Source organism: Streptacidiphilus jiangxiensis (genome assembly GCF_900109465.1).
GTDB lineage: Bacteria > Actinomycetota > Actinomycetes > Streptomycetales > Streptomycetaceae > Streptacidiphilus > Streptacidiphilus jiangxiensis.
Window position 1 is genome coordinate 379184 of the sequence record NZ_FOAZ01000005.1, and the last position, 18252, is coordinate 397435.

Annotated in this window: 18 protein-coding genes; 8 read left to right on the forward strand and 10 right to left on the reverse strand. The window is 72.2% G+C overall.

From position 1 onward, the window contains the following. Positions 1-145 precede the first annotated feature (145 nt). Positions 146-2026 carry a glycosyltransferase family 39 protein gene (locus BMY61_RS13000; RefSeq protein WP_042459267.1) on the forward strand — a complete coding sequence of 627 codons (1881 nt, stop codon included), beginning with the start codon at positions 146-148 and terminating at the stop codon, positions 2024-2026. A 365-nt stretch (positions 2027-2391) separates the two neighbouring features. Here BMY61_RS13000 and BMY61_RS13005 read toward each other — a convergent pair whose 3' ends face one another. Beyond that, positions 2392-2829 (reverse strand): gamma-glutamylcyclotransferase family protein, encoded by a 438-nt coding sequence (locus tag BMY61_RS13005; protein ID WP_042459270.1) that lies wholly within the window; start codon positions 2827-2829, stop codon positions 2392-2394. Between the two features lie 49 nt (positions 2830-2878). Here BMY61_RS13005 and BMY61_RS13010 point away from each other — a divergent pair, with 49 nt between their 5' ends. Both BMY61_RS13010 and BMY61_RS13015 read left to right on the forward strand, forming a co-directional pair. Further along, complete coding sequence (locus BMY61_RS13010) at positions 2879-4324, forward strand: NAD(P)H-quinone dehydrogenase (RefSeq protein WP_042459272.1); 1446 nt, start codon at positions 2879-2881, stop codon at positions 4322-4324. A gap of 180 nt (positions 4325-4504) precedes the next feature. Further along, positions 4505-5359 carry a DeoR/GlpR family DNA-binding transcription regulator gene (locus BMY61_RS13015; RefSeq protein ID WP_042459275.1) on the forward strand — a complete coding sequence of 285 codons (855 nt, stop codon included), beginning with the start codon at positions 4505-4507 and terminating at the stop codon, positions 5357-5359. Between the two features lie 3 nt (positions 5360-5362). Here BMY61_RS13015 and BMY61_RS13020 read toward each other — a convergent pair whose 3' ends face one another. Together BMY61_RS13020 and BMY61_RS13025 are read right to left on the reverse strand one after the other, a co-directional pair. Continuing rightward, positions 5363-5782, reverse strand: a complete 420-nt coding sequence (locus tag BMY61_RS13020; protein ID WP_052439472.1) for a DUF3224 domain-containing protein — start codon at positions 5780-5782, stop codon at positions 5363-5365. 146 nt (positions 5783-5928) lie between these two features. Next, a complete protein-coding gene (locus tag BMY61_RS13025) occupies positions 5929-7704 on the reverse strand; it encodes an acetyl/propionyl/methylcrotonyl-CoA carboxylase subunit alpha (protein WP_042459278.1) in 1776 nt (591 codons plus the stop codon). Positions 7705-7888: 184 nt separating this feature from the next. Between BMY61_RS13025 and BMY61_RS13030 the strand changes: the two genes are divergently transcribed. After that, the gene (locus tag BMY61_RS13030; RefSeq protein WP_042459281.1) at positions 7889-8320 is read left to right on the forward strand and encodes a hypothetical protein; all 432 of its coding nucleotides are present in this window, start codon (positions 7889-7891) and stop codon (positions 8318-8320) included. Here the strand turns inward: BMY61_RS13030 and BMY61_RS13035 are convergent. Both BMY61_RS13035 and BMY61_RS13040 read right to left on the reverse strand, forming a co-directional pair. After that, positions 8265-9020, reverse strand: a complete 756-nt coding sequence (locus tag BMY61_RS13035) for a hypothetical protein (RefSeq protein ID WP_042459284.1) — start codon at positions 9018-9020, stop codon at positions 8265-8267. The genes BMY61_RS13030 and BMY61_RS13035 overlap by 56 nt on opposite strands. A gap of 84 nt (positions 9021-9104) precedes the next feature. Beyond that, positions 9105-9704 carry a nucleoside triphosphate pyrophosphatase gene (locus tag BMY61_RS13040; RefSeq protein ID WP_042459287.1) on the reverse strand — a complete coding sequence of 200 codons (600 nt, stop codon included), beginning with the start codon at positions 9702-9704 and terminating at the stop codon, positions 9105-9107. A 60-nt stretch (positions 9705-9764) separates the two neighbouring features. Between BMY61_RS13040 and BMY61_RS13045 the strand changes: the two genes are divergently transcribed. Beyond that, entirely contained in the window at positions 9765-10547 is a 783-nt protein-coding gene (locus tag BMY61_RS13045; protein WP_143094309.1) for an alpha/beta hydrolase family protein, read from the forward strand. A 3-nt stretch (positions 10548-10550) separates the two neighbouring features. Here BMY61_RS13045 and mmpB read toward each other — a convergent pair whose 3' ends face one another. The 3 genes from mmpB to BMY61_RS13055 form a co-directional block, all read right to left on the reverse strand. Further along, positions 10551-10676, reverse strand: a complete 126-nt coding sequence (gene mmpB, locus BMY61_RS48355; protein WP_269083993.1) for a morphogenic membrane protein MmpB — start codon at positions 10674-10676, stop codon at positions 10551-10553. A gap of 103 nt (positions 10677-10779) precedes the next feature. Then, positions 10780-10989, reverse strand: coding sequence for an acyl-CoA carboxylase epsilon subunit (locus tag BMY61_RS13050; RefSeq protein WP_042459292.1), 210 nt, complete (start codon positions 10987-10989; stop codon positions 10780-10782). Positions 10990-11035: 46 nt separating this feature from the next. Next, positions 11036-12631 (reverse strand): acyl-CoA carboxylase subunit beta, encoded by a 1596-nt coding sequence (locus BMY61_RS13055; protein ID WP_042459294.1) that lies wholly within the window; start codon positions 12629-12631, stop codon positions 11036-11038. A gap of 118 nt (positions 12632-12749) precedes the next feature. On the opposite strand from BMY61_RS13055, the gene BMY61_RS13060 reads away from it, so the two are divergent. Continuing rightward, the gene (locus BMY61_RS13060; RefSeq protein WP_042459297.1) at positions 12750-13631 is read left to right on the forward strand and encodes a biotin--[acetyl-CoA-carboxylase] ligase; all 882 of its coding nucleotides are present in this window, start codon (positions 12750-12752) and stop codon (positions 13629-13631) included. 142 nt (positions 13632-13773) lie between these two features. Then, positions 13774-14916 (forward strand): adenylate/guanylate cyclase domain-containing protein, encoded by a 1143-nt coding sequence (locus BMY61_RS13065; protein ID WP_042459299.1) that lies wholly within the window; start codon positions 13774-13776, stop codon positions 14914-14916. 38 nt (positions 14917-14954) lie between these two features. Here BMY61_RS13065 and BMY61_RS13070 read toward each other — a convergent pair whose 3' ends face one another. Beyond that, positions 14955-15506: a barstar family protein gene (locus tag BMY61_RS13070; RefSeq protein WP_236656644.1), complete on the reverse strand. Its 552-nt coding sequence runs from the start codon at positions 15504-15506 to the stop codon at positions 14955-14957. 63 nt (positions 15507-15569) lie between these two features. Continuing rightward, entirely contained in the window at positions 15570-16292 is a 723-nt protein-coding gene (locus BMY61_RS13075) for a WXG100 family type VII secretion target (protein WP_042459302.1), read from the reverse strand. Positions 16293-16452: 160 nt separating this feature from the next. Here BMY61_RS13075 and BMY61_RS48765 point away from each other — a divergent pair, with 160 nt between their 5' ends. Continuing rightward, positions 16453-18192 (forward strand): GGDEF domain-containing protein, encoded by a 1740-nt coding sequence (locus BMY61_RS48765; RefSeq protein WP_052439474.1) that lies wholly within the window; start codon positions 16453-16455, stop codon positions 18190-18192. Positions 18193-18252: the final 60 nt, after the last annotated feature.

The window sequence follows — 18252 nt, forward strand, 5'->3', positions numbered from 1 at the left end:
GGGGAGCCTATTGGGTGGATAATCACATAATGATCATGGTTCGGTAGTACTTTCTTACCCAATTCCCGTACGTCCCGGTGCAACGCACAGGTCGCACATCTCCGACTGTTCCCTCAGAACACACTGTTCTCCGAGAGGTATTGTCATGGCCAGTGCCGTACTGCCGGGTAGCGACACGACCGTCCGCAGGCGCGGAGGCCGTCGCCGCCGGGCCGCCGAGCCGACGCCCCCGTGGCTGCGCGCCGCCCTCGCGGTCGTGCTGCTGACCGCGGCCTGGCTGTACGGCTGGGGGCTCGACGGCGCCTCGCTGCACCCGTACTACACGGCCGCCGTCCGTGGCATGGCCGGCAGCTGGCACGCCTTCCTCTACGGCTCGCTCGACTCCGGCGGCACGATCACCGTCGACAAGCTGCCCGGTGCGCTCTGGCTCCAGGCGCTGTCCGTCCGTCTCTTCGGCCTGCACATCTGGGCGGTGGCGCTGCCGCAGGCCGTCGAGGGCGTGGCCACCGTGTGGGCGCTGTTCCGGATCGTCCGCGCCTGGGCGGGGCCGGTGGCCGGCCTGCTGGCCGCCCTCGCGCTGCTGGTCACGCCGATCGCCGCCGCGCTGGCCCGCCACAACATCGCCGACACGCTGCTGACCCTGCTGCTGGTGCTGGCCGCCGGGGCGGCACTGCGGGCCTGCCGCACCGGTCAGTCGGGTCCGCTGCTGGTCTGCGCGCTCTGGGTCGGGCTGGCCTTCCAGGCCAAGATGCTCCAGGCGTGGCTGCTGCTCCCGGTCTTCGGCGGCCTGTACCTCTACGCGGCGCCCGGCCCGTTGCGGCGCCGCGTCGTCCAGGTGCTGGCCGCCGGTGCGACCACGCTGCTGGCCTCCTGCCTGTGGGTGCTGCTGGTCTGGTTCACCCCCGCCGCCGACCGCCCCTACGTGGACGGGACCACCGGGAACAACCCGTTCGCGCTGGTCTTCGGCTACAACGGGCTGAGCCGCTTCGGCGGCGGCAACGGCTCGGGCCTCGGCTCCGTGGCGGGCACCGCCGCGTCCCGGCCCACCGGCGGCGCCGGGCTCACGGCCCTGACCAGCCACAGCGCCGCGCCCCAGATCAGCTGGTTCCTGCCGGTGGCCGTGCTGGCGCTGGTGCTCGGCCTGCTGGCCCGCCGCGGCCGGGAGCGGACCGACGGGGTGCGGACCGGCTACCTGCTCTGGGGTGGCTGGGTGCTGGTCAACTACCTCGTCTTCGCCGCCTCGTCGGGCATCCACGCCTACTACACCGTCGTGCTCGCCCCCGCCTTCGCCGCCCTCGCGGGCGCCGGGGCCGTCGCCGCGTGGGAGCGGTTCGGGGCGGCGCGGACCCAGCAGCAGCGCTATCCGATCCTCGGGGTGGTCGTGTCCGGGGTGCTGTGGGCGGTGGTCGTGGACGGCCACTTCTCGACGTTCCACCGATGGCTGGTGCCCGTCGTGGGCGCGTTGGGCCTCGCCGGGGTCGGGGCACTGGCCCAGGGGCGCGACTGGGGCGTCTGGCCCTCGCTGGCGGCGGTCGTGCTCAGCCCGCTGCTGTGGTCGCTCTCGGTGCTGACGCCGCAGTTCGCCGGCAGCGCGACCTCGCCGATGGCCGGCCCGGTCGGCAGCGGCTACCTGGCCGCCAAGTACCAGCGCGCCGCCGCGCCGGTCGCCTTCGCGGCGAAGGCGGGCCGGTACGCGCACGTGCTGGACTTCCTGCAGAAGCACCAGGGAACCGCGTACTACCTCGTCGCCACCCAGAGCGCGGAGCCGGCCGAACCGCTGCTGCGCGGCAGCGCCGCGCCGGAACTGGTGATGGGCGGCTTCACCGGCAACACCCCGTTCCCCACGGCGGAGGCGCTCGCCGCGGAGGTGGCCTCCGGCCGGGTGCGGTACGGCCTGCTGATCGCCAACCGCCCGCAGACCGATGCGAGCCGCTGGATCGCCGCGCACTGCCGAGTGGTCCCCCCGGCGACCTACGGCGAACCCGGCCCGGGCACGACCACGCTCTACGACTGCGCGAAGGGTTAGCTGACCGCCCCAGGAGGCGCAGCCTCCGGGGGCCCGGGGAACTGCGCGAGAAACCACTGACGAGCGGACGGCCCTGCGCGCCGACGACCCCCTGCACGCCCGTGGCTTGTCGCGCAGAGCCCTGCGCACCTGAGCGAGGCGTGCTGTCGTGCGGGAGCCGGGTTGGCGCGCTCGCGCCCAGGCGGCGGAGCCCTGCGCCCTGTGCGCGCTGTCGCCCGGAAGCCGCGCTCGCGCGCATGCGGCGGAGCCTCGCGCCCCTGAGCGTGTGGGAGCCTCTTTGGCGCTGCTCGCGCCCACGCGGCGGAGCCGCGAAGCGGCTGGGCCTCGGGCCCCCGGACGGGGCGACCTGCCCTCTGTGAAAGGGGTCAGCAGGGGCGTTTGCGCAGGTCCATGACGTAGTCGTGCGGGGCGCCCGCGGATTCCGCCGCGTCGGCGATGATGCCGAGGTAGCGGGCCGAGGGGAGGCCGCCCTCGTAGTCGTTGAGGATGTACGTCCACGCGGTGACGTCGCCGTCGAGGGTGTGCACCCGCACCCGGAGCTTGCGGTAGAAGCCGAGCGGGACGCCCTCCCAGCGGTCCAGGCCCTGCTCGTCCATCGGTGCGATGTCGTACAGCGCGACGAAGACCTGCTCCTTCTCGTCCTCGACGATCGTCGCGATCGACCCCTCCCAGCCGAACTGCTCGCCGCCGAAGGTGAGCCGCCAGCCGTCCATCCAGCCCGTGCCGCGGAGCGGCGAGTGGGGGGCACGGCGGCTCATCTGCCGCGCGTCGAGGTTGCTGGCATACGCGGCGTAGAGCGTCATGGGTCCTAGCCTACGGGCCGGTGCAAGGTCCGACCGAATGTGCGGGACAATGGGCTACGTGACTCGGATTGTGATCATCGGTGGCGGACCTGGTGGCTATGAGGCGGCGCTGGTCGCCGCACAACTCGGCGCGGAGGTGACCATCGTCGACCGCGACGGCCTCGGCGGCGCCGCGGTGCTCACCGACTGCGTCCCCTCCAAGACGCTGATCGCGACGGCCGAGGTGATGACCACCTTCGACAGCTCCTACGAGGAGCTCGGCATCGTCGTCGCCGACGGCGCGAACCTGGCGAACGAGCGCTTCATCGGCGTGGACCTCGGGAAGGTCAACCGACGCGTCAAGCGGCTCGCCGTCGCCCAGTCGCACGACATCACCCAGTCCGTCACCCGCGCCGGAGTCACCGTGGTGCGCGGGTCCGGCCGCCTGGAGGGCGGGCAGGCGCTGGACGGCTCGCGCGCCGTCATCGTCGAGACCGCCGACGGGGAGCAGCAGGAGCTGCGCGCCGACGTCGTGCTGCTGGCCACCGGCACCCACCCGCGTGAGCTGCCGGACGCCGAGCCGGACGGCGAGCGGATCCTCACCTGGACCCAGGTCTACAACCTGGAGGAGCTGCCCGAGGAGCTCATCGTGGTCGGCTCCGGCGTCACCGGCGCCGAGTTCGCCGGCGCCTACCAGGCGCTCGGCTCCAAGGTCACCCTGGTCTCCTCCCGCGACCGCGTGCTGCCGGGCGAGGACCCGGACGCCGCGACCGTCCTGGAGGACGTCTTCCGCCGCCGCGGCATGAACGTCATGGGCCGCTCCCGCGCCGAGGCCGCGCGCCGGGTCGGCGACAAGGTCGAGGTGACCCTCGCCGACGGCCGGGTCATCACCGGCTCGCACTGCCTGATGGCCGTCGGCTCCATCCCGAACTCCGAGGGCCTCGGCCTTGCGGTCGCCGGGGTCAGGACCTCCGACTCCGGTCACATCAAGGTCGACCGGGTCTCCCGGACCTCCGCGCCAGGCGTCTACGCCGCCGGTGACGTCACCGGCGTGCTGCCGCTGGCCTCCGTCGCGGCCATGCAGGGCCGCATCGCGATGTACCACGCGCTCGGCGACGCCGTCGCGCCGCTGAACCTCAAGACGGTCTCCTCCAACGTCTTCACCGACCCCGAGATCGCCACCGTGGGCTACAGCGCCGCGGACGTCGAGTGCGGGAAGATGGACGCCGTCTGCGTCAAGCTGCCGCTGCGCAGCAACGCCCGCGCCAAGATGCAGGGCATCCGCGACGGCTTCGTGAAGCTCTACTGCCGCCCGGGTACCGGCATCGTCGTCGGCGGCGTGGTCGTGGCCCCGAAGGCGAGCGAGCTGATCCACCCGATCTCGCTGGCCGTGGACCTCAACCTGACGGTCGAGCAGATCGCCAACGCCTTCACCGTCTACCCCTCCGTCTCGGGCTCCATCGCCGAGGCCGCGCGCCAGTTGCACGTGCGCAAGCGTGCGGCGGAGGAGAGCTGACGAGCCGACGGCGCACACGGGGAGCGCGTTTCCGGCAGTGAGCGGCGCACAGTGTAGAGCCGTGCGCCGGTCCACTGCGGGCGTTTTGGGCAAGTAGGCGCAATCGCCTGAAAGCTAACGGTCGTGCACGTTACCGTCTGTTTCGTGTTCGCAGCAGAACGTCGCCAGTTGATCCTCGAAATGGTGCGCGCAAACGGAGCGGTGTCGCTCCGGGAGCTCGCACGCGTCGTCCAGACCTCCGAAGTGACCGTACGCCGAGACGTACGCGCCTTGGAGGCCGAGGGCCTGCTCGACCGCCGACACGGGGGCGCGGTGCTCCCCGGCGGTTTCTCGCGGGAGCCCGGATACCCCCAGAAGACTCATCTCGCCGCCGCCGAGAAGAGCGTCATCGCCGACCTCGCCGCCACGATGGTCGCCGAGGGCGACGCCATCGTCGTCGGTGCCGGCACCACCACGCAGGAGCTGGCACGCCGCCTGGCCCGGGTCCCGGGCCTGACCGTCGTGACCAACTCGCTGCTGGTCGCACAGGCGCTGGCGCACGCGAACCGCGTCGAGGTGGTGATGACCGGGGGGACGCTGCGCGGGTCCAACTACGCCCTGGTGGGCAGCGGGGCGGAGCAGTCCCTGCAGGGCCTGCGGGTGACCAGGGCCTTCGTCTCCGGTAGCGGGCTGAGCGCGGAGCGCGGCCTGTCCACGACGAACATGCTCAGCGCCTCGGTGGACCGCGCGCTCGTCAACGCCGCGGCGGAGGTCGTGGTCCTGGCGGACCACCTCAAGCTCGGCCACGACACGATGTTCCAGACGGTCTCCAGCGAGGCGATCACGCACCTGGTCACGGACGAGCAGTCGTCGCTGATCGAGCCCGCGGCGCGTGAGCTGGACGCGCTCGCGGACCGCGGTGTCCAGGTCCACGTCGCCCCGATGACGCCGCCCACGAGCTTCCCGGCGTCATCCCCTCAGGAAGCACCGCGCCGCCCGGCCACCTTCCCGGGCCAGCGCCGGGGCCCTGTCCCGGTGGCGTCCGGGCGGCGCTGAGCGCTACTCGAACCAGATGTCGAGCGTGACCTCGGCGTTCTCGCCGAGGTTCGCCCGGAATCCGCCCGTGCCGCGCAGCCCGGTCAGCTCTCCGGTGCCGCTGCCCGGCACGACGAACCACTCGCCGTGGACGACGGCGCCCTCGACGACGCCGGAGTCCTGCAGCAGGAAGGATCCGCTGCGGCCCAGTACCGAGCCGGTCACCCGCTCGATGCCGACGAAGCTCGCCGAGCCGTCGGCGCGGGCCGCCTGCAGGAACTCGACGACGCCCTCGCCCTCGATGTCGCCGCTGAAGCTCTCCTCGACGTGGATCCGGTTGAGCACCGGCCCCTGCTCGGGCTGGTCGTAGGCGACCGGCTCGTACGTGTGGACCGTGATGACGGCGGTCGCGTGCTGCTTCGCCTGCGTCGGGACGTCACTCATGGTTCCCCCTGTCACTGTGGTGAGTTGACGTCCCATTAGATCATCGCGGGCCCGCCGTTCGGCGCCGAAACGGGTCGACGCCCGCCCGGCGTTGCGCGGTGCGCGCGGCCGGACGGGCGTCGACTGTGGTGCTGCAGGCGTTCCGGTCAGTCCTTGATCTCGCAGATCACGGCACCGGAGGTGACCGTGGCGCCGACCTCGGCGGTGATGCCGACGATCGTGCCCGCCTTGTGGGCGTTCAGCGGCTGCTCCATCTTCATCGCCTCCAGGACGACGACCAGGTCGCCCTCGGCGACGGTCTGGCCCTCCTCCACGGCGACCTTGACGATGGTGCCCTGCATCGGCGAGGCGAGGGTGTCACCGGAGACGGCGGAGCCGCCCTTGCCGGCGACGGCGCGGCGCTTGGCCTTGCCGCCCGCGGCCTTGGCCGGAGCCGCCGAGGAGACGCCCAGACCGGCCGGGAGGGAGACCTCGATGCGCTTGCCGCCGACCTCGACGACGACGGTCTCGCGGCCGCCCTCGCCCTCCTCCTCGCCCGCGCCGGCACCGGCGAACGGCGGGATGGTGTTGTCGAACTCGGTCTCGATCCAGCGGGTGAAGACCGTGAACGGCGCGTCGCTGTCGCCGAGCTCGGGCGCGAACGCCGGGTCGACGACCACCGCGCGGTGGAACGGGATGGCCGTGGCCATGCCCTCGACGTTGAACTCGGCCAGCGCGCGGGCGGCACGCTGCAGCGCCTGCTTGCGGGTGGCGCCGGTGACGATCAGCTTCGCCAGCAGCGAGTCCCAGGCCGGGCCGATGACGCTGCCGGACTCGACGCCGGAGTCCAGGCGGACGCCGGGGCCGGACGGCGGGGCGAACAGGGTGACCGTGCCGGGAGCCGGCAGGAAGTTGCGGCCCGGGTCCTCGCCGTTGATGCGGAACTCGAACGAGTGACCCCGCAGCTCCGGGTCGTCGTAGCCGAGCGCCTCGCCGTCGGCGATGCGGAACATCTCGCGGACCAGGTCGATGCCGGTGACCTCCTCGGAGACCGGGTGCTCGACCTGGAGGCGGGTGTTCACCTCGAGGAAGGAGATCGTGCCGTCGTTGGCGACCAGGAACTCGCAGGTTCCGGCGCCGACGTAGCCGGCCTCCTTCAGGATGGCCTTGGAAGCCCGGTACAGCTCCTCGACCTGCGCCTCGGAGAGGAACGGCGCGGGGGCCTCCTCGACGAGCTTCTGGTGGCGACGCTGCAGCGAGCAGTCGCGGGTGGAGACGACGACCACGTTGCCGTGGGTGTCGGCCAGGCACTGGGTCTCGACGTGACGCGGCTTGTCCAGGTACCGCTCGACGAAGCACTCGCCGCGACCGAACGCGGCAACGGCCTCACGGACGGCCGACTCGTACAGCTCGGGGATCTCCTCGAGCGTACGGGCGACCTTCAGCCCGCGACCGCCACCGCCGAAGGCGGCCTTGATGGCGATCGGCAGACCGTGCTCCTGGGCGAACGCGACGACCTCGTCCGGGCCCGCGACCGGGTCCGGCGTACCGGCGACCAGCGGCGCACCCGCGCGCTGCGCGACGTGACGCGCGGTGACCTTGTCACCGAGGTCACGGATGGCCTGCGGCGGCGGGCCGATCCAGATCAGCCCGGCGTCCAGGACGGCCTGGGCGAACTCGGCGTTCTCGGAGAGAAAGCCGTAGCCCGGGTGGATGGCGTCCGCGCCGGAGTCGGCGGCGGCCTTGAGCACCTTCGCGATGTCGAGGTAGCTGGTCGCGGGGGTGTCGCCACCCAGCGCGTAGGCCTCGTCGGCAGCGCGGACGTGCAGCGCGTCCCGGTCCGGCTCGGCGTAGACGGCGACGCTGGCGATCCCGGCATCGCGGCAGGCACGGGCGACGCGGACGGCGATTTCTCCGCGGTTGGCGATGAGCACCTTGCGCACCTTGGCTCCCTTCTTTGAACCCCGGAGAGTCTAGGGAATCGCGAGGTGTACCCACGAGTCCGTCCCGGTGGTGACCTTGCCCACACGCTGGGTGAGCAGTGCTTTCCACGGTACGCCGTCCGGGTAGTGGCTGGCTCGAGCCCACGGTCTTCCGCCGTTGACTACTCCTCAGTAAGGTGCGCCCATGCGGAGATGGACAGCGGTCGCGGCGACGGTTCTGGTGGTCCTGGAGGCGGGGGTTTCGGCGCTCGCCGCCCTGATCCTGGGCGGGGTGGCGAACCGGCAGCACATGCAGTTCGCGGGCGTTTCCTACCGGGCGATGGCGGACGCCGCCTACCTCGGGCTGGGCCTGCAGGCGGCGTTCCTGCTGGTCGTCGCGGGTGTGTTGGTACGCGTCGCGATACGCGCCCAGGACCGCGCGTTCGGGCGTCCGACCCGTTTCGTGCTGATCGGCGCGGCGGTGTTCCACGCCGTGCTGGCCGCGATCGTGCTGGCCCTGTCGGGGGTGTGGACCTTCCTGGTCGTGGCGCTCACGCTGACGCTGCTGGTGCTGCTCTTCTTCACCCGGCCGGAGCAGGGACCGGTGCCTTCGGCGCCTGCTGCGCCTGCTGCGTGACATCCGCCACGAACTCGATGACGTCCGGTCCGTAGTTGTCCGGCTGGAGCACCTTGTAGAGCAGCGCGAAGGTGCTGTCCGTCCCGTGCTTGTGACTCAACTCACGGTACGAGCGGCGCAGATGACGGACCGCCGCGAGGTTCGACACGGCCGTCTGGCCGCAGACCAGGAACGTCGGCCGACCCTGCGCGCCGACGGAGATGCGGGCCAGCAGCACGTAGTCCGCGACGCCCCGCTGCCAGGCGTAGGTCTCGCTGCCGACGACGAACTCGATCCGCCGGACATCCTGCTCGACGGGGTGGACGGGGAACTCGAAGCCGGGGAACTTCAGCTTCAGATGCGCCGCGGTGCGCTCGTTGGTGGAGGGGCCGGCGATGCAGAACTCGGCGCGGTCGCCGATTCCTTGGCGGATCTGGTGGGCCGGCTGGACCGTGTACTGCGCGCCGCACTCGTAGACCAGTGCGGCGAGCTCCATCAGCGCGTACGCGTCCAGCTGCGCGATGATCCGGTCGTTGTCGGTGGAGCCCGCCTTCCGTGGCACCACGAGCAGCGCCTCGGAGCCGGCGGGCAGCCCGAAGAAGGCCCGCTCGCGGTTGATCCGCCGACGCCGCAGGAGCGCCTGCAGCAGCCAGGCCGCCACGGCGGAGACGGCGCTGGAGGCGACGCCGAGGACGATGTTCCATATGTCACTGCTGTTCACGGCTGCGCCCCCGAACGGAAAGTGAGACTCCGACAGGAAGCATGCACCAATACCAGGGGCGCGGGGAACTGCGCCCCTTCCGGGCTACGCCCAGAGGTCGGTGATCCGGACGTCGACCTCCGCCAGCAGGCGGCGGAGCAGGGGGAGGGAGAGGCCGATGACGTTGCCCGGGTCGCCCTCGATGCCGTCCACGAACGGGGCGCTGCGCCCGTCCAGGGTGAACGCGCCGGCGACGTGGAGCGGCTCGCCGGAGGCGATGTAGGCGTCGATCTCGGCGTCGTCGGGAGTGCCGAAGTGGACCGTCGTGGAGGCCGTCGCCGAGGCGCGGGCGCCGCTGCGGGTGTCGATGACGCAGTGGCCCGTCTGCAGGACGCCGCTGCGGCCCCGCATGGACATCCAGCGGGCGCGGGCGTCCGCGGCGTCCGCGGGCTTGCCGAGGGCGACGCCGTCCAGTTCCAGCACGGAGTCGCAGCCGACGACCAACTCGCCGTCGGCCAGTGTCGCGGCGACCGCCGCGGCCTTGGCCTCCGCGAGGACCAGGGCCAGCTCGGCCGGGGTGGGGGCGGAGAGCGCGTCCTCGTCGACGCCGCTGACGATGACCTTCGGGTCCAGCCCGGCCTGCCGCAGCAGGCCCAGCCGGGCGGGGGAGGCGGAGGCGAGGACGAGGGTGCGCTTGTCGGTCATGGGGTTCAGACTAGTGCGGCGTTCGGTGGTCTTGTCGGGGGAGAGGACGGGGGAACGACCATGCGGAGAACGGCGACGGCCGCGGTGTACGCCGTGGCGGCGGCGGTGGCGTTGACGGGGTTGACGGGGTGCGGCGGCAGCGGCAGCGGTGGCAGCGGCGGTTCGCCGCAGGCGACGGCCGTCGGGACGGCGAGTGCGAGCGCGAGTCCGCTGGGGTACGGGTGTCTGACGCCGGCCCAGGCGCCCGGTGCCTTCCAGCTCGAGGTCGGTGACCAGCCCACCACCACCACGACCGACGCCTTCGCCGCCGGGCACGGCCCTGTGGGCGTCGTCTTCGCGCACATGGCCGGGGAGTCGGTCTGCGAGTGGGCGCCGTACGTGTCGAGCTTCGCCGCGAAGGGCTATCTGGCGCTGACCTTCACCAGCGTCGGGTCGACGGACCAGGAGATCGCCGACGCCGTCGCGGAGCTCAAGCGGCGCGGTGCGCGCCGCGTGCTGCTGGTGGGCGGGTCGAAGGGCGGCACGGGCGTGCTCGTGGCCGCGTCGCGGCCGCTCGCGCTGCCGGTGGTGGCCGTGGTGAGCCTGAGCGGGCCGACGGCCTACGCGGGGATGGACGCGTCCGCCGCCGTCCCACGGCTGACCGTCCCGGTGTTCTTCATGGCGGACTCCGACGACGAGCCGTTCACCGACGACGCCAGGACCCTGGCGGCGGCCGCCGTCCACGCGCCGGTGCACCCGCTGAAGCTCTATCCGGGCTCGAACCACGCCAGCGCGGTGCTGGGCGACAGGGCCGCGCTCGCGGACTTCGACGCGTTCGTCGCCCGGTACGCGCCTCCGGGCTGAGCCTCAGACCATGACCACGATCATCGCGAGCGAGGAGCAGAGCGCGATGAGGATGCCCACCCGGCGCAGCAGCTCGCGCATCCGCGCGGCCTCCGCCGGGGTGTCGTCCGCTGGGTCTGACCAGAGCATGCGTCCACTGTGCGCCGCGGGCCTTGCGCGGCGCATGAGTACGGGTACTCAACTTGCGCCGCACAAGGCCCGCCTGTCGGTGGCTCCGCCGCCGGGCGCGGTCCTAGCGGCCGGCCCAGGCGGAGGTGCGCCAGGCGTTCGGGCCGGGCTGGGGCATGCGGCGCACCAGCGCCGCGCGGGAGCGCCAGACGTTCGCGCCGGGTGCCTCCGGGGCGGCAGCTGCGCCGGCTGCCGCCCGGGCCGAGACCACCGCCAGGACGGCGGCGAGCTCCTCGGGGTTGGGCTGCCCGTGCAGCACGCGGATGGGGGCCATCAGGCCGGTACCTCTTTCTGCATTCTGCGGAAGCGACGACGGGCGACTACAGCGGGATGTTGCCGTGCTTCTTCGGCGGCAGGGACTCGCGCTTGTTGCGCAGCGCGCGCAGGCCCTTGACCACGTGCTGGCGGGTCTCCGACGGCAGGATGACCGCGTCGATGTAGCCGCGCTCGGCCGCGATGTACGGGTTGAGCAGGGTGTCCTCGTAGTCCTGCATCAGCTCGGCGCGCTTGGCCTCCGGGTCGTCCGCCGTGGCGAGCGCGCCGCGGTGCAGGATGTTGACCGCGCCCTGCGCGCCCATGACGGCGATCTGCGCGGTCGGCCAGGCCAGGTTGAGGTCGGCGCCCAGGTGCTTGGAGCCCATGACGTCGTAGGCGCCGCCGAAGGCCTTGCGGGTGATGACGGTGATCAGCGGGACCGTGGCCTCGGCGTAGGCGTAGATCAGCTTGGCGCCGCGGCGGATGATGCCGTCCCACTCCTGGCCGGTGCCGGGCAGGAAGCCGGGCACGTCGACGAAGGTCAGCACCGGGATGTTGAACGCGTCGCAGGTCCGCACGAAGCGGGCGGCCTTCTCGGAGGCGTCGATGTCCAGGCAGCCGGCGAACTGCATCGGCTGGTTGGCGACGACGCCGACCGGGTGACCCTCGACGCGGCCGAAGCCGGTCAGGATGTTCGGCGCGAACAGGGACTGCGTCTCCAGGAACTCGCCGTCGTCGAGCACGTGCTCGATGACCTTGTGCATGTCGTACGGCTGGTTGGCCGAGTCCGGGACGATGACGTCCAGCTCCTCGTCCTCCGCGGTGGTGGCGAGGTCCGCCTCCTCCGGGAAGGCCGGGGGCTCCTCCAGGTTGTTGGAGGGCAGGTAGGAGAGGAGCGCCTTGACGTACTCGACGGCCTCCTTCTCGTCCGCGGCCATGTGGTGCGCGACACCCGACTTGGAGTTGTGCGCGCGGGCGCCGCCCAGCTCCTCCATGCCGACGTCCTCACCGGTGACGGTCTTGATGACGTCCGGGCCGGTGATGAACATGTGCGAGGTCTGGTCGGCCATCACGATGAAGTCCGTGATCGCGGGGGAGTAGACCGCGCCGCCCGCGCAGGGGCCCATGATCAGCGAGATCTGCGGGATCACACCGGAGGCCAGCACGTTGCGGCGGAAGATCTCGCCGTACAGGCCGAGGGAGGCCACGCCCTCCTGGATGCGGGCGCCGCCGGAGTCGTTGATGCCGATCATCGGGCAGCCGGTCTTCAGGGCGAAGTCCATCACCTTGACGATCTTCTCGCCGAAGACCTCGCCGAGGGAGCCGCCGAAGACGGTGAAGTCCTGGGCGAAGACCGCGACCTGCCGGCCGTCGACGGTGCCGTAGCCGGTCACCACGCCGTCGCCGTAGGGGCGGTTCTTCTCCTGGCCGAAGTTGGTGGAGCGGTGCCGGGCGAACTCGTCGAACTCGACGAAGGAGTCCTCGTCCAGCAGCTGGCGCACCCGCTCACGGGCCGTCATCTTGCCCTTGGCGTGCTGCTTCTCCACGGCGCGCGCCGAGCCCGAGTGGACCGCCTCGTCGATGCGGCGGCGCAGGTCGGCGATCTTGCCGGCGGTGGTGTGGATATCCACGTCGGCATTGGCGTGGTCGGCGGAGGACATGGGTCGGCGGCTCCCGTCAGGAGGGGTAGTACCGATGGCGTTCCTTCTCAGGGGATACGCGCGGTACCAACGGGTGGGTTTCCGATCAGTAGGTTAGCCACCACGACGTGGCTCGGATATGGCGAGTGACAGGGGTCATACGCTAGGTGTCGTGAGCGAATCCCCGTGGAGTGACCTCGACCGCCCGCCCCTGCGGGCCGCGCAACTGAACCGCGATCCCGGGCGGCTCGGCGCTCTGTGGAACAGCGTCGACGTGGTCGTGGAGACCGGCTCGACCAACAGCGACCTGGCGGATCTCGCCACCAAGGGCGTCCCGCAGGGCGCGGTCCTGATCGCCGAGGAACAGACGCACGGCAAGGGCCGACTGGACCGCACCTGGTCCGCCCCGGCCCGGTCCGGCATCTTCGTCTCGGCGTTGCTCCGCCCGAGTGACGCGGGCGTGCCGCGCGACAACTGGAGCTGGATCCCGCTGCTCGTCGGCGTGGCCGCGTCCACCGCGCTCAGCCGCGCCGCGGAGACCCCGGTGCGGCTGAAGTGGCCCAACGACCTGCTCGTCACGGTCGGGGAGGAGGAGCGCAAGCTCGGCGGCATCCTCACGGAGCTGGCGGACAACGGCCGGGCGGTGATCGCGGGCGTCGGCGTCAACGTGTCGCTGCGCGAGAACGAGCTGCCGGTGCCGACCGCGGGCTCGCTGGCGCTGGCCGGGGCGCCGGTGACGGACCGGGAGATCCTGCTGCGCGAGCTGCTGCGGACCCTCTCCGAGCTCTACGAGGAGTGGTGCGCGGACGGCGGCGACCCGACCGCGACGCGGTTGCGCGAGGCCTACCTCTCCCAGTGCGCCACCATCGGCAAGCACGTGCGGGTCCTGCTGCCGGGCGACACGCAGGTGGTCGGCGAGGCGGTCGACGTCGACGACCTCGGCCGGCTGGTGCTGCGCGAGCCCAGTGGCGCGGAACACGCCGTCAGTGCGGGCGACGTCATCCACGTCCGCGGGGTGTGAGGCCCCGGCCCGTGGTTCTCACCGGGGCGGATGCCCCGGACAGCCCGATTCCGTGCGAGTATCACTGGGCGAGGTGTGAGCAAGGACACGCCCGTCGCCGCGGCACGGGAGCGTCACGAGGACGGACGGGACGGACGGACAGGTGGGCGACGGGGAGCGGGAGCGGGATCGGCACGGTGCGGAGCAGCAGCACCGCGACTCCGTGGCCCTGCAGCTGGAACAGCTGATCCTGGACTCCGAGCGCCAGTACACCCCGTACCAGGCGGCGCGGGCCGCCGGCGTGTCGATGGAGCTGGCCTCGCGCTTCTGGCGCGCGATGGGCTTCGCCGACATCGGGCAGTCGCGCGCGCTGACGGAGACCGACGTCATCGCGCTGCGGCGGCTCGCCGGCATGGTCGAGGCGGGCCTGCTCAGTGAGCGGATGGCCATTCAGGTCGCCCGCTCCACCGGCCAGACCACGGCCCGGCTGGCCGAGTGGCAGATCGACACCTTTCTGGAGCACCTGACGGCTGCCTCCGAGCCGGGCCTGACCCGGGCGGAGGTCGCCTACCCGCTGGTGGAGTTGCTGCTGCCGGAGCTGGAGCAGTTCCTCATCTACGTGTGGCGCCGCCAGCTGGCGGCCGTCACCGGCCGGGTCGTCCAGGCCGAGAACGACGAGGAAATGCAGAGCGGTCGGCTGGCGGTCGGCTTCGCCGACCTGGTGGGGTTCACCCGCCTGTCGCGCCGTCTGGAGGACGACGAGCTGGGCGAGCTGGTCGAGAACTTCGAGTCCACCTGCGCCGACCTGGTCGCCGGGCGGGGCGGCCGGTTGGTCAAGACCCTCGGCGACGAGATCCTCTTCGTCGCGGACGAGGCGGCGACCGCCGCCGACATCGGTCTCTCCCTGGTGGAGACCCTCGGCAAGGACGACTCCATGCCCGCCCTGCGGGTCGGCATCGCCTTCGGGACCGTCACCACCCGCATGGGCGACGTCTTCGGAACGACCGTCAACCTCTCCTCCCGCCTCACCTCCATCGCCCCGAAGGACGCCGTCCTGTGCGACGAGGAGTTCGCCGCCGCCCTGGAGCGGGAGGGCGCGGCCCCGGCCACGGACGCGGGCGGCCCGGACGCCCTGCAGACCATCTCCTCCGTCGGCGTCCCGGGCCTGGGCGAGACCACCCACGTCCAGCCCCCACTCCCGGACGCGGAGTACCGCTTCGCCCTCCAGCCGATGTGGCGCCGCCCGGTCCGCGGCCTGGGCCTGGTCGAACCCTGGCTGCTGACCCGTCGCCCGCCGGAAGTGTGACGGCACGGATTCACAGCCGGCGAACTCGCTCAACGGAATCAGGCCCAGACCTCAGGGTTCAAGGTGACGGTGAGCAAGGTGTCGCTCAGATCGAGCAGCAGGTCGGGGTGGTCGAGCCGGGCGGCGAGGCTCGCGGTCGGGTGGTCGTCCAGCAGGAAGAGCCAGTGCTGGGCGTGGGCAGGCCGGTCCAGGGGATCACCGTCCAGATCCGTCTCGGCGTTGGCCCGGGCCGCGCCCTGGCAGAGGACCGAGACGAGGACGCGCAGGAACGGCGTGTCGACGAGCGCGTCCGCGCGGTCGACCACGCCGGTGATGCCGATGCCGTCCGTCGCCACCGTGCACAGGTCGCCCAGGCAGTCGACCACCGCGTCCCAGTTGTGGCCGAAATACCCGGGGAAGGCGAGCCGCGCGGCGAACTCCCGGTGGACGGCCTGCTCGTCGTGGAGGTCGGTCGCCCGGAAACGGTGGATCCGACCGCCGCCCGCGGCGAAGGCGCGCAGCGCCGCGTCGACGACATCCGCGTCCTGCCGAGCGAAGACGACCCAGGGCTCGCGTCCCCGGCCGAGGTCCAGGGGGTGGCCGCTACTCACAGCGAGAAAGGGTAGAGCTCGGCGGACGTCTCCGCGTCGTCCCGCTTGCTCGGATGTCCCGGGCTACTCGAAGCTCATGCCGGCGAGCTTGCCGGACAGGGCCTGCGCGTGGCCCTGGACCGTCTCCGCGTGGACGGCGAAGAGCTGGGCGTGGGCGGTCAGGTTCTCCGGGTGGACCATGAAGCCGTCACCCGGACCGCTGCCGCTGACGCCGAGCATGTCCTCCAGCGCGGAGTAGCTCATGCCGGCGACGGCCTTCTCCACGACGCCGAGCAGCGGCGTCAGCGCCGCCTCGACGACCTGGCCGACGATGTACTGGACGAGCTGCTGCTCGAGGTAGTCGACGGCCTGTTCGGCGAGCTCCACGATCGCCGCCTCGGCGGCCTCGGCGAGGCCGAGGGTGGCCACGGCCGCCGCCTGGTCGGCGACGAAACTGGCTGCGAGGCCGATGAGTTCGCCGATGCAGTCCATCTTCATGCCGACGATGTAGTCCGCGCCCGCGTCCAACGCGGTGGCCAACACGTGGCAGGCGTCCAGGAGTTCCTGCATGTGGCCCTGGGAGAGGTGGGCCCACTTGGAGACCAGCAGCTCGTAGGAGTTGCCCTGGTAGTGCTGGCCCATGGCGTTGACGGTGTCCGTCGCCTGCTGGTGGGTGCTCTCGATGTTCGTCGCGAACTCCCTGACGTGGGAGGCGAACTCGCGGACCTTGTCCTCGTTGATCTGCGGCCAGTTGACGCCGATGAACTGCAGGAACGAGACGACCTCGCCGGGAAGTTCGATGGCCATGCATGCCCCCGTGACTGATCGGAGTGGTGCCGCGTTCGGTCACGGTAGCAGCGCCCACCGACGGCCCGCGTCGGCGGCATCCGATCGCCTACGTGGTATTTGTCCTGTTTATCCGTACCCTCGGTGGTAAGAGGACCGCCTCCCGGGAACGAGGAGAACCGTGCAGGCCAGTGCCAGTGAGGACGCCCCGCCGACCGATCCGGTTCCGGGTGCGCGGTTGCGCGCGGTGGTCGCGCTCGCGCAGGCGATGGCCGCCGCGCCGGACGGGCGGGCCGCCGCGCAGGCGGCCGCCGGGCTGACGCGCGAGGTGCTCGGTGCCGAGTTCGCCGCGATCTCCATGTGGGAGCGGGAGCGGGGCCGGCTGCGGGTCCTGGTCAACGACGGCCTGCTCGCCCCCGGCGAGGAGGCGCTGCCGGCGGACGAGTCCTACCCGCTCGGCGAGTACCCGGAGATCGCCCGGTTCCTGGCCGAACGCGGCCTCGGCGAGATCTTCACCCAGGACGGGCTGCCCCGCGCCTGGGTGCAGAGCGCGGAGGGGGGCTCCGCGAACGGGCCCGTGAGCAGCGGTCGGGCCGCGTCCCTGCGGCGGCGCGGCCGCGCCTGCTGCCTGGTCGCGCCGATCCTGCTCGGCGGCCGGGCCTGGGGCGAGCTCTACCTCGCCCGCACGGCCGGCCGGCCGGTCTTCGACGACAGCGAGGCGGAGTTCGCCACCGTCCTGGCCGCCCAGCTCTCGGCCGGGCTCGCCCAGAGCGAGCGTCTGGAGGAGGTGAGCCGGCTCGCCTTCACCGACCCCTTGACCGGCCTCGCCAACCGTCGGGCCGTCGACGCGCGGCTCGACGCCGCCCTGGAACAGCACCGCCTCGACGGCACCGTCGTCTCCCTCGTCGTCTGCGACGTCAACGGCCTCAAGCGGGTCAACGACGAGAAGGGCCACGAGTGGGGCGACCGGCTGCTGGAGCAGTTCGCCAACCAGCTCTCCCTGTGCGGCGCCATGCTGCCGGGCGCGCTGGCCGGACGTCTCGGCGGCGACGAGTTCTGCCTGGTCGCCAGCGGGCCGAGCGCGGACGAGGTGGTCCGCGTCGCCGAGGAGCTGTGCGCCCAGGCGCTGAGCATCGAGCAGGGCGAGGGCGTCGCCTGCGGCGTGGCCTCCACCGGCGACCCGATCGGTCCGGTCACCACCGCCGACCGGCTCTTCCGGCTCGCCGACGCCGCCCAGTACCGGGCCAAGTCCGGCCCGGCCGCCCAGCCCGTCGTCGCCGGGCGCGGCAGCCTGCCCGACCCCACGCTCAGCCTCGCCGACACCGGTCCGCGGCCGGCCGGGGGCCCCCGCACCGAACGTCGCCGCTTCCGCGGGGCCCGCCACACCGCCGACCCGGGCCAGTTGCTGGCCGCCGTCACCGCCGCGCTGGACGACCGCCCCGGCCCCACCGGCTCGCTGGCCAGGCTGGAGACCGTCGCCGAGATCGTCTCCCAGCTGCTGGACGCCGTCGGCTGGTGGGTCTCCTTCGTCCCGCCCGGCTCCACGACGATGCACACGGCGGGCTACGGCGTCCGCCGGATGACCCGCGGCCCCGGCAGCGTCCGCGCGCAGGTGCAGCGCGCCATGAACGAGGCCCCCGACGCGGTCTTCGACCTCTCGGCCTACCCGCTGACGGCGCTGGCGATCCGCGGCGGCAGCTTCGGGCTGCGCACCGGCGTCCCCGGCAACGACCCGGCGGAGGAGGCCGTCCTCGTCGTCGGCGGGTACCGGGCGATGGTCGCGGCGGGCGGCGCGAACCCCGCCGGTGGCTGGCTGCTGGAGTTCTTCGCCGACGAGTCGACGCTGTCGCTGTCCGGTGTCGGCCCGACCCTGCGCGCGCTGGTCGCGGTGGCGCTCAGCGGACCGGCGAGCCCCCCGTGAACTGACGCGACGTCAATACCCTTTGTAGTCAGTTGACCTGGATGGCATGGCTGAATCATG

Excerpts from the sequence above, each read along its gene's own strand:
- BMY61_RS13000 (WP_042459267.1), top strand. The coding sequence starts at position 146 with ATGGCCAGTGCCGTACTGCCGGGTAGCGACACGACCGTCCGCAGGCGC.
- BMY61_RS13005 (WP_042459270.1), bottom strand. The coding sequence starts at position 2,829 with ATGACGCTCTACGCCGCGTATGCCAGCAACCTCGACGCGCGGCAGATG.
- BMY61_RS13010 (WP_042459272.1), top strand. The coding sequence starts at position 2,879 with ATGGGCTACGTGACTCGGATTGTGATCATCGGTGGCGGACCTGGTGGC.
- BMY61_RS13015 (WP_042459275.1), top strand. The coding sequence starts at position 4,505 with ATGGTGCGCGCAAACGGAGCGGTGTCGCTCCGGGAGCTCGCACGCGTC.
- BMY61_RS13020 (WP_052439472.1), bottom strand. The coding sequence starts at position 5,782 with ATGAGTGACGTCCCGACGCAGGCGAAGCAGCACGCGACCGCCGTCATC.
- BMY61_RS13030 (WP_042459281.1), top strand. The coding sequence starts at position 7,889 with ATGCGGAGATGGACAGCGGTCGCGGCGACGGTTCTGGTGGTCCTGGAG.
- BMY61_RS13040 (WP_042459287.1), bottom strand. The coding sequence starts at position 9,704 with ATGACCGACAAGCGCACCCTCGTCCTCGCCTCCGCCTCCCCCGCCCGG.
- BMY61_RS13045 (WP_143094309.1), top strand. The coding sequence starts at position 9,765 with ATGCGGAGAACGGCGACGGCCGCGGTGTACGCCGTGGCGGCGGCGGTG.
- mmpB (WP_269083993.1), bottom strand. The coding sequence starts at position 10,676 with ATGCTCTGGTCAGACCCAGCGGACGACACCCCGGCGGAGGCCGCGCGG.
- BMY61_RS13050 (WP_042459292.1), bottom strand. The coding sequence starts at position 10,989 with ATGGCCCCCATCCGCGTGCTGCACGGGCAGCCCAACCCCGAGGAGCTC.
- BMY61_RS13055 (WP_042459294.1), bottom strand. The coding sequence starts at position 12,631 with ATGTCCTCCGCCGACCACGCCAATGCCGACGTGGATATCCACACCACC.
- BMY61_RS13060 (WP_042459297.1), top strand. The coding sequence starts at position 12,750 with ATGGCGAGTGACAGGGGTCATACGCTAGGTGTCGTGAGCGAATCCCCG.
- BMY61_RS13075 (WP_042459302.1), bottom strand. The coding sequence starts at position 16,292 with ATGGCCATCGAACTTCCCGGCGAGGTCGTCTCGTTCCTGCAGTTCATC.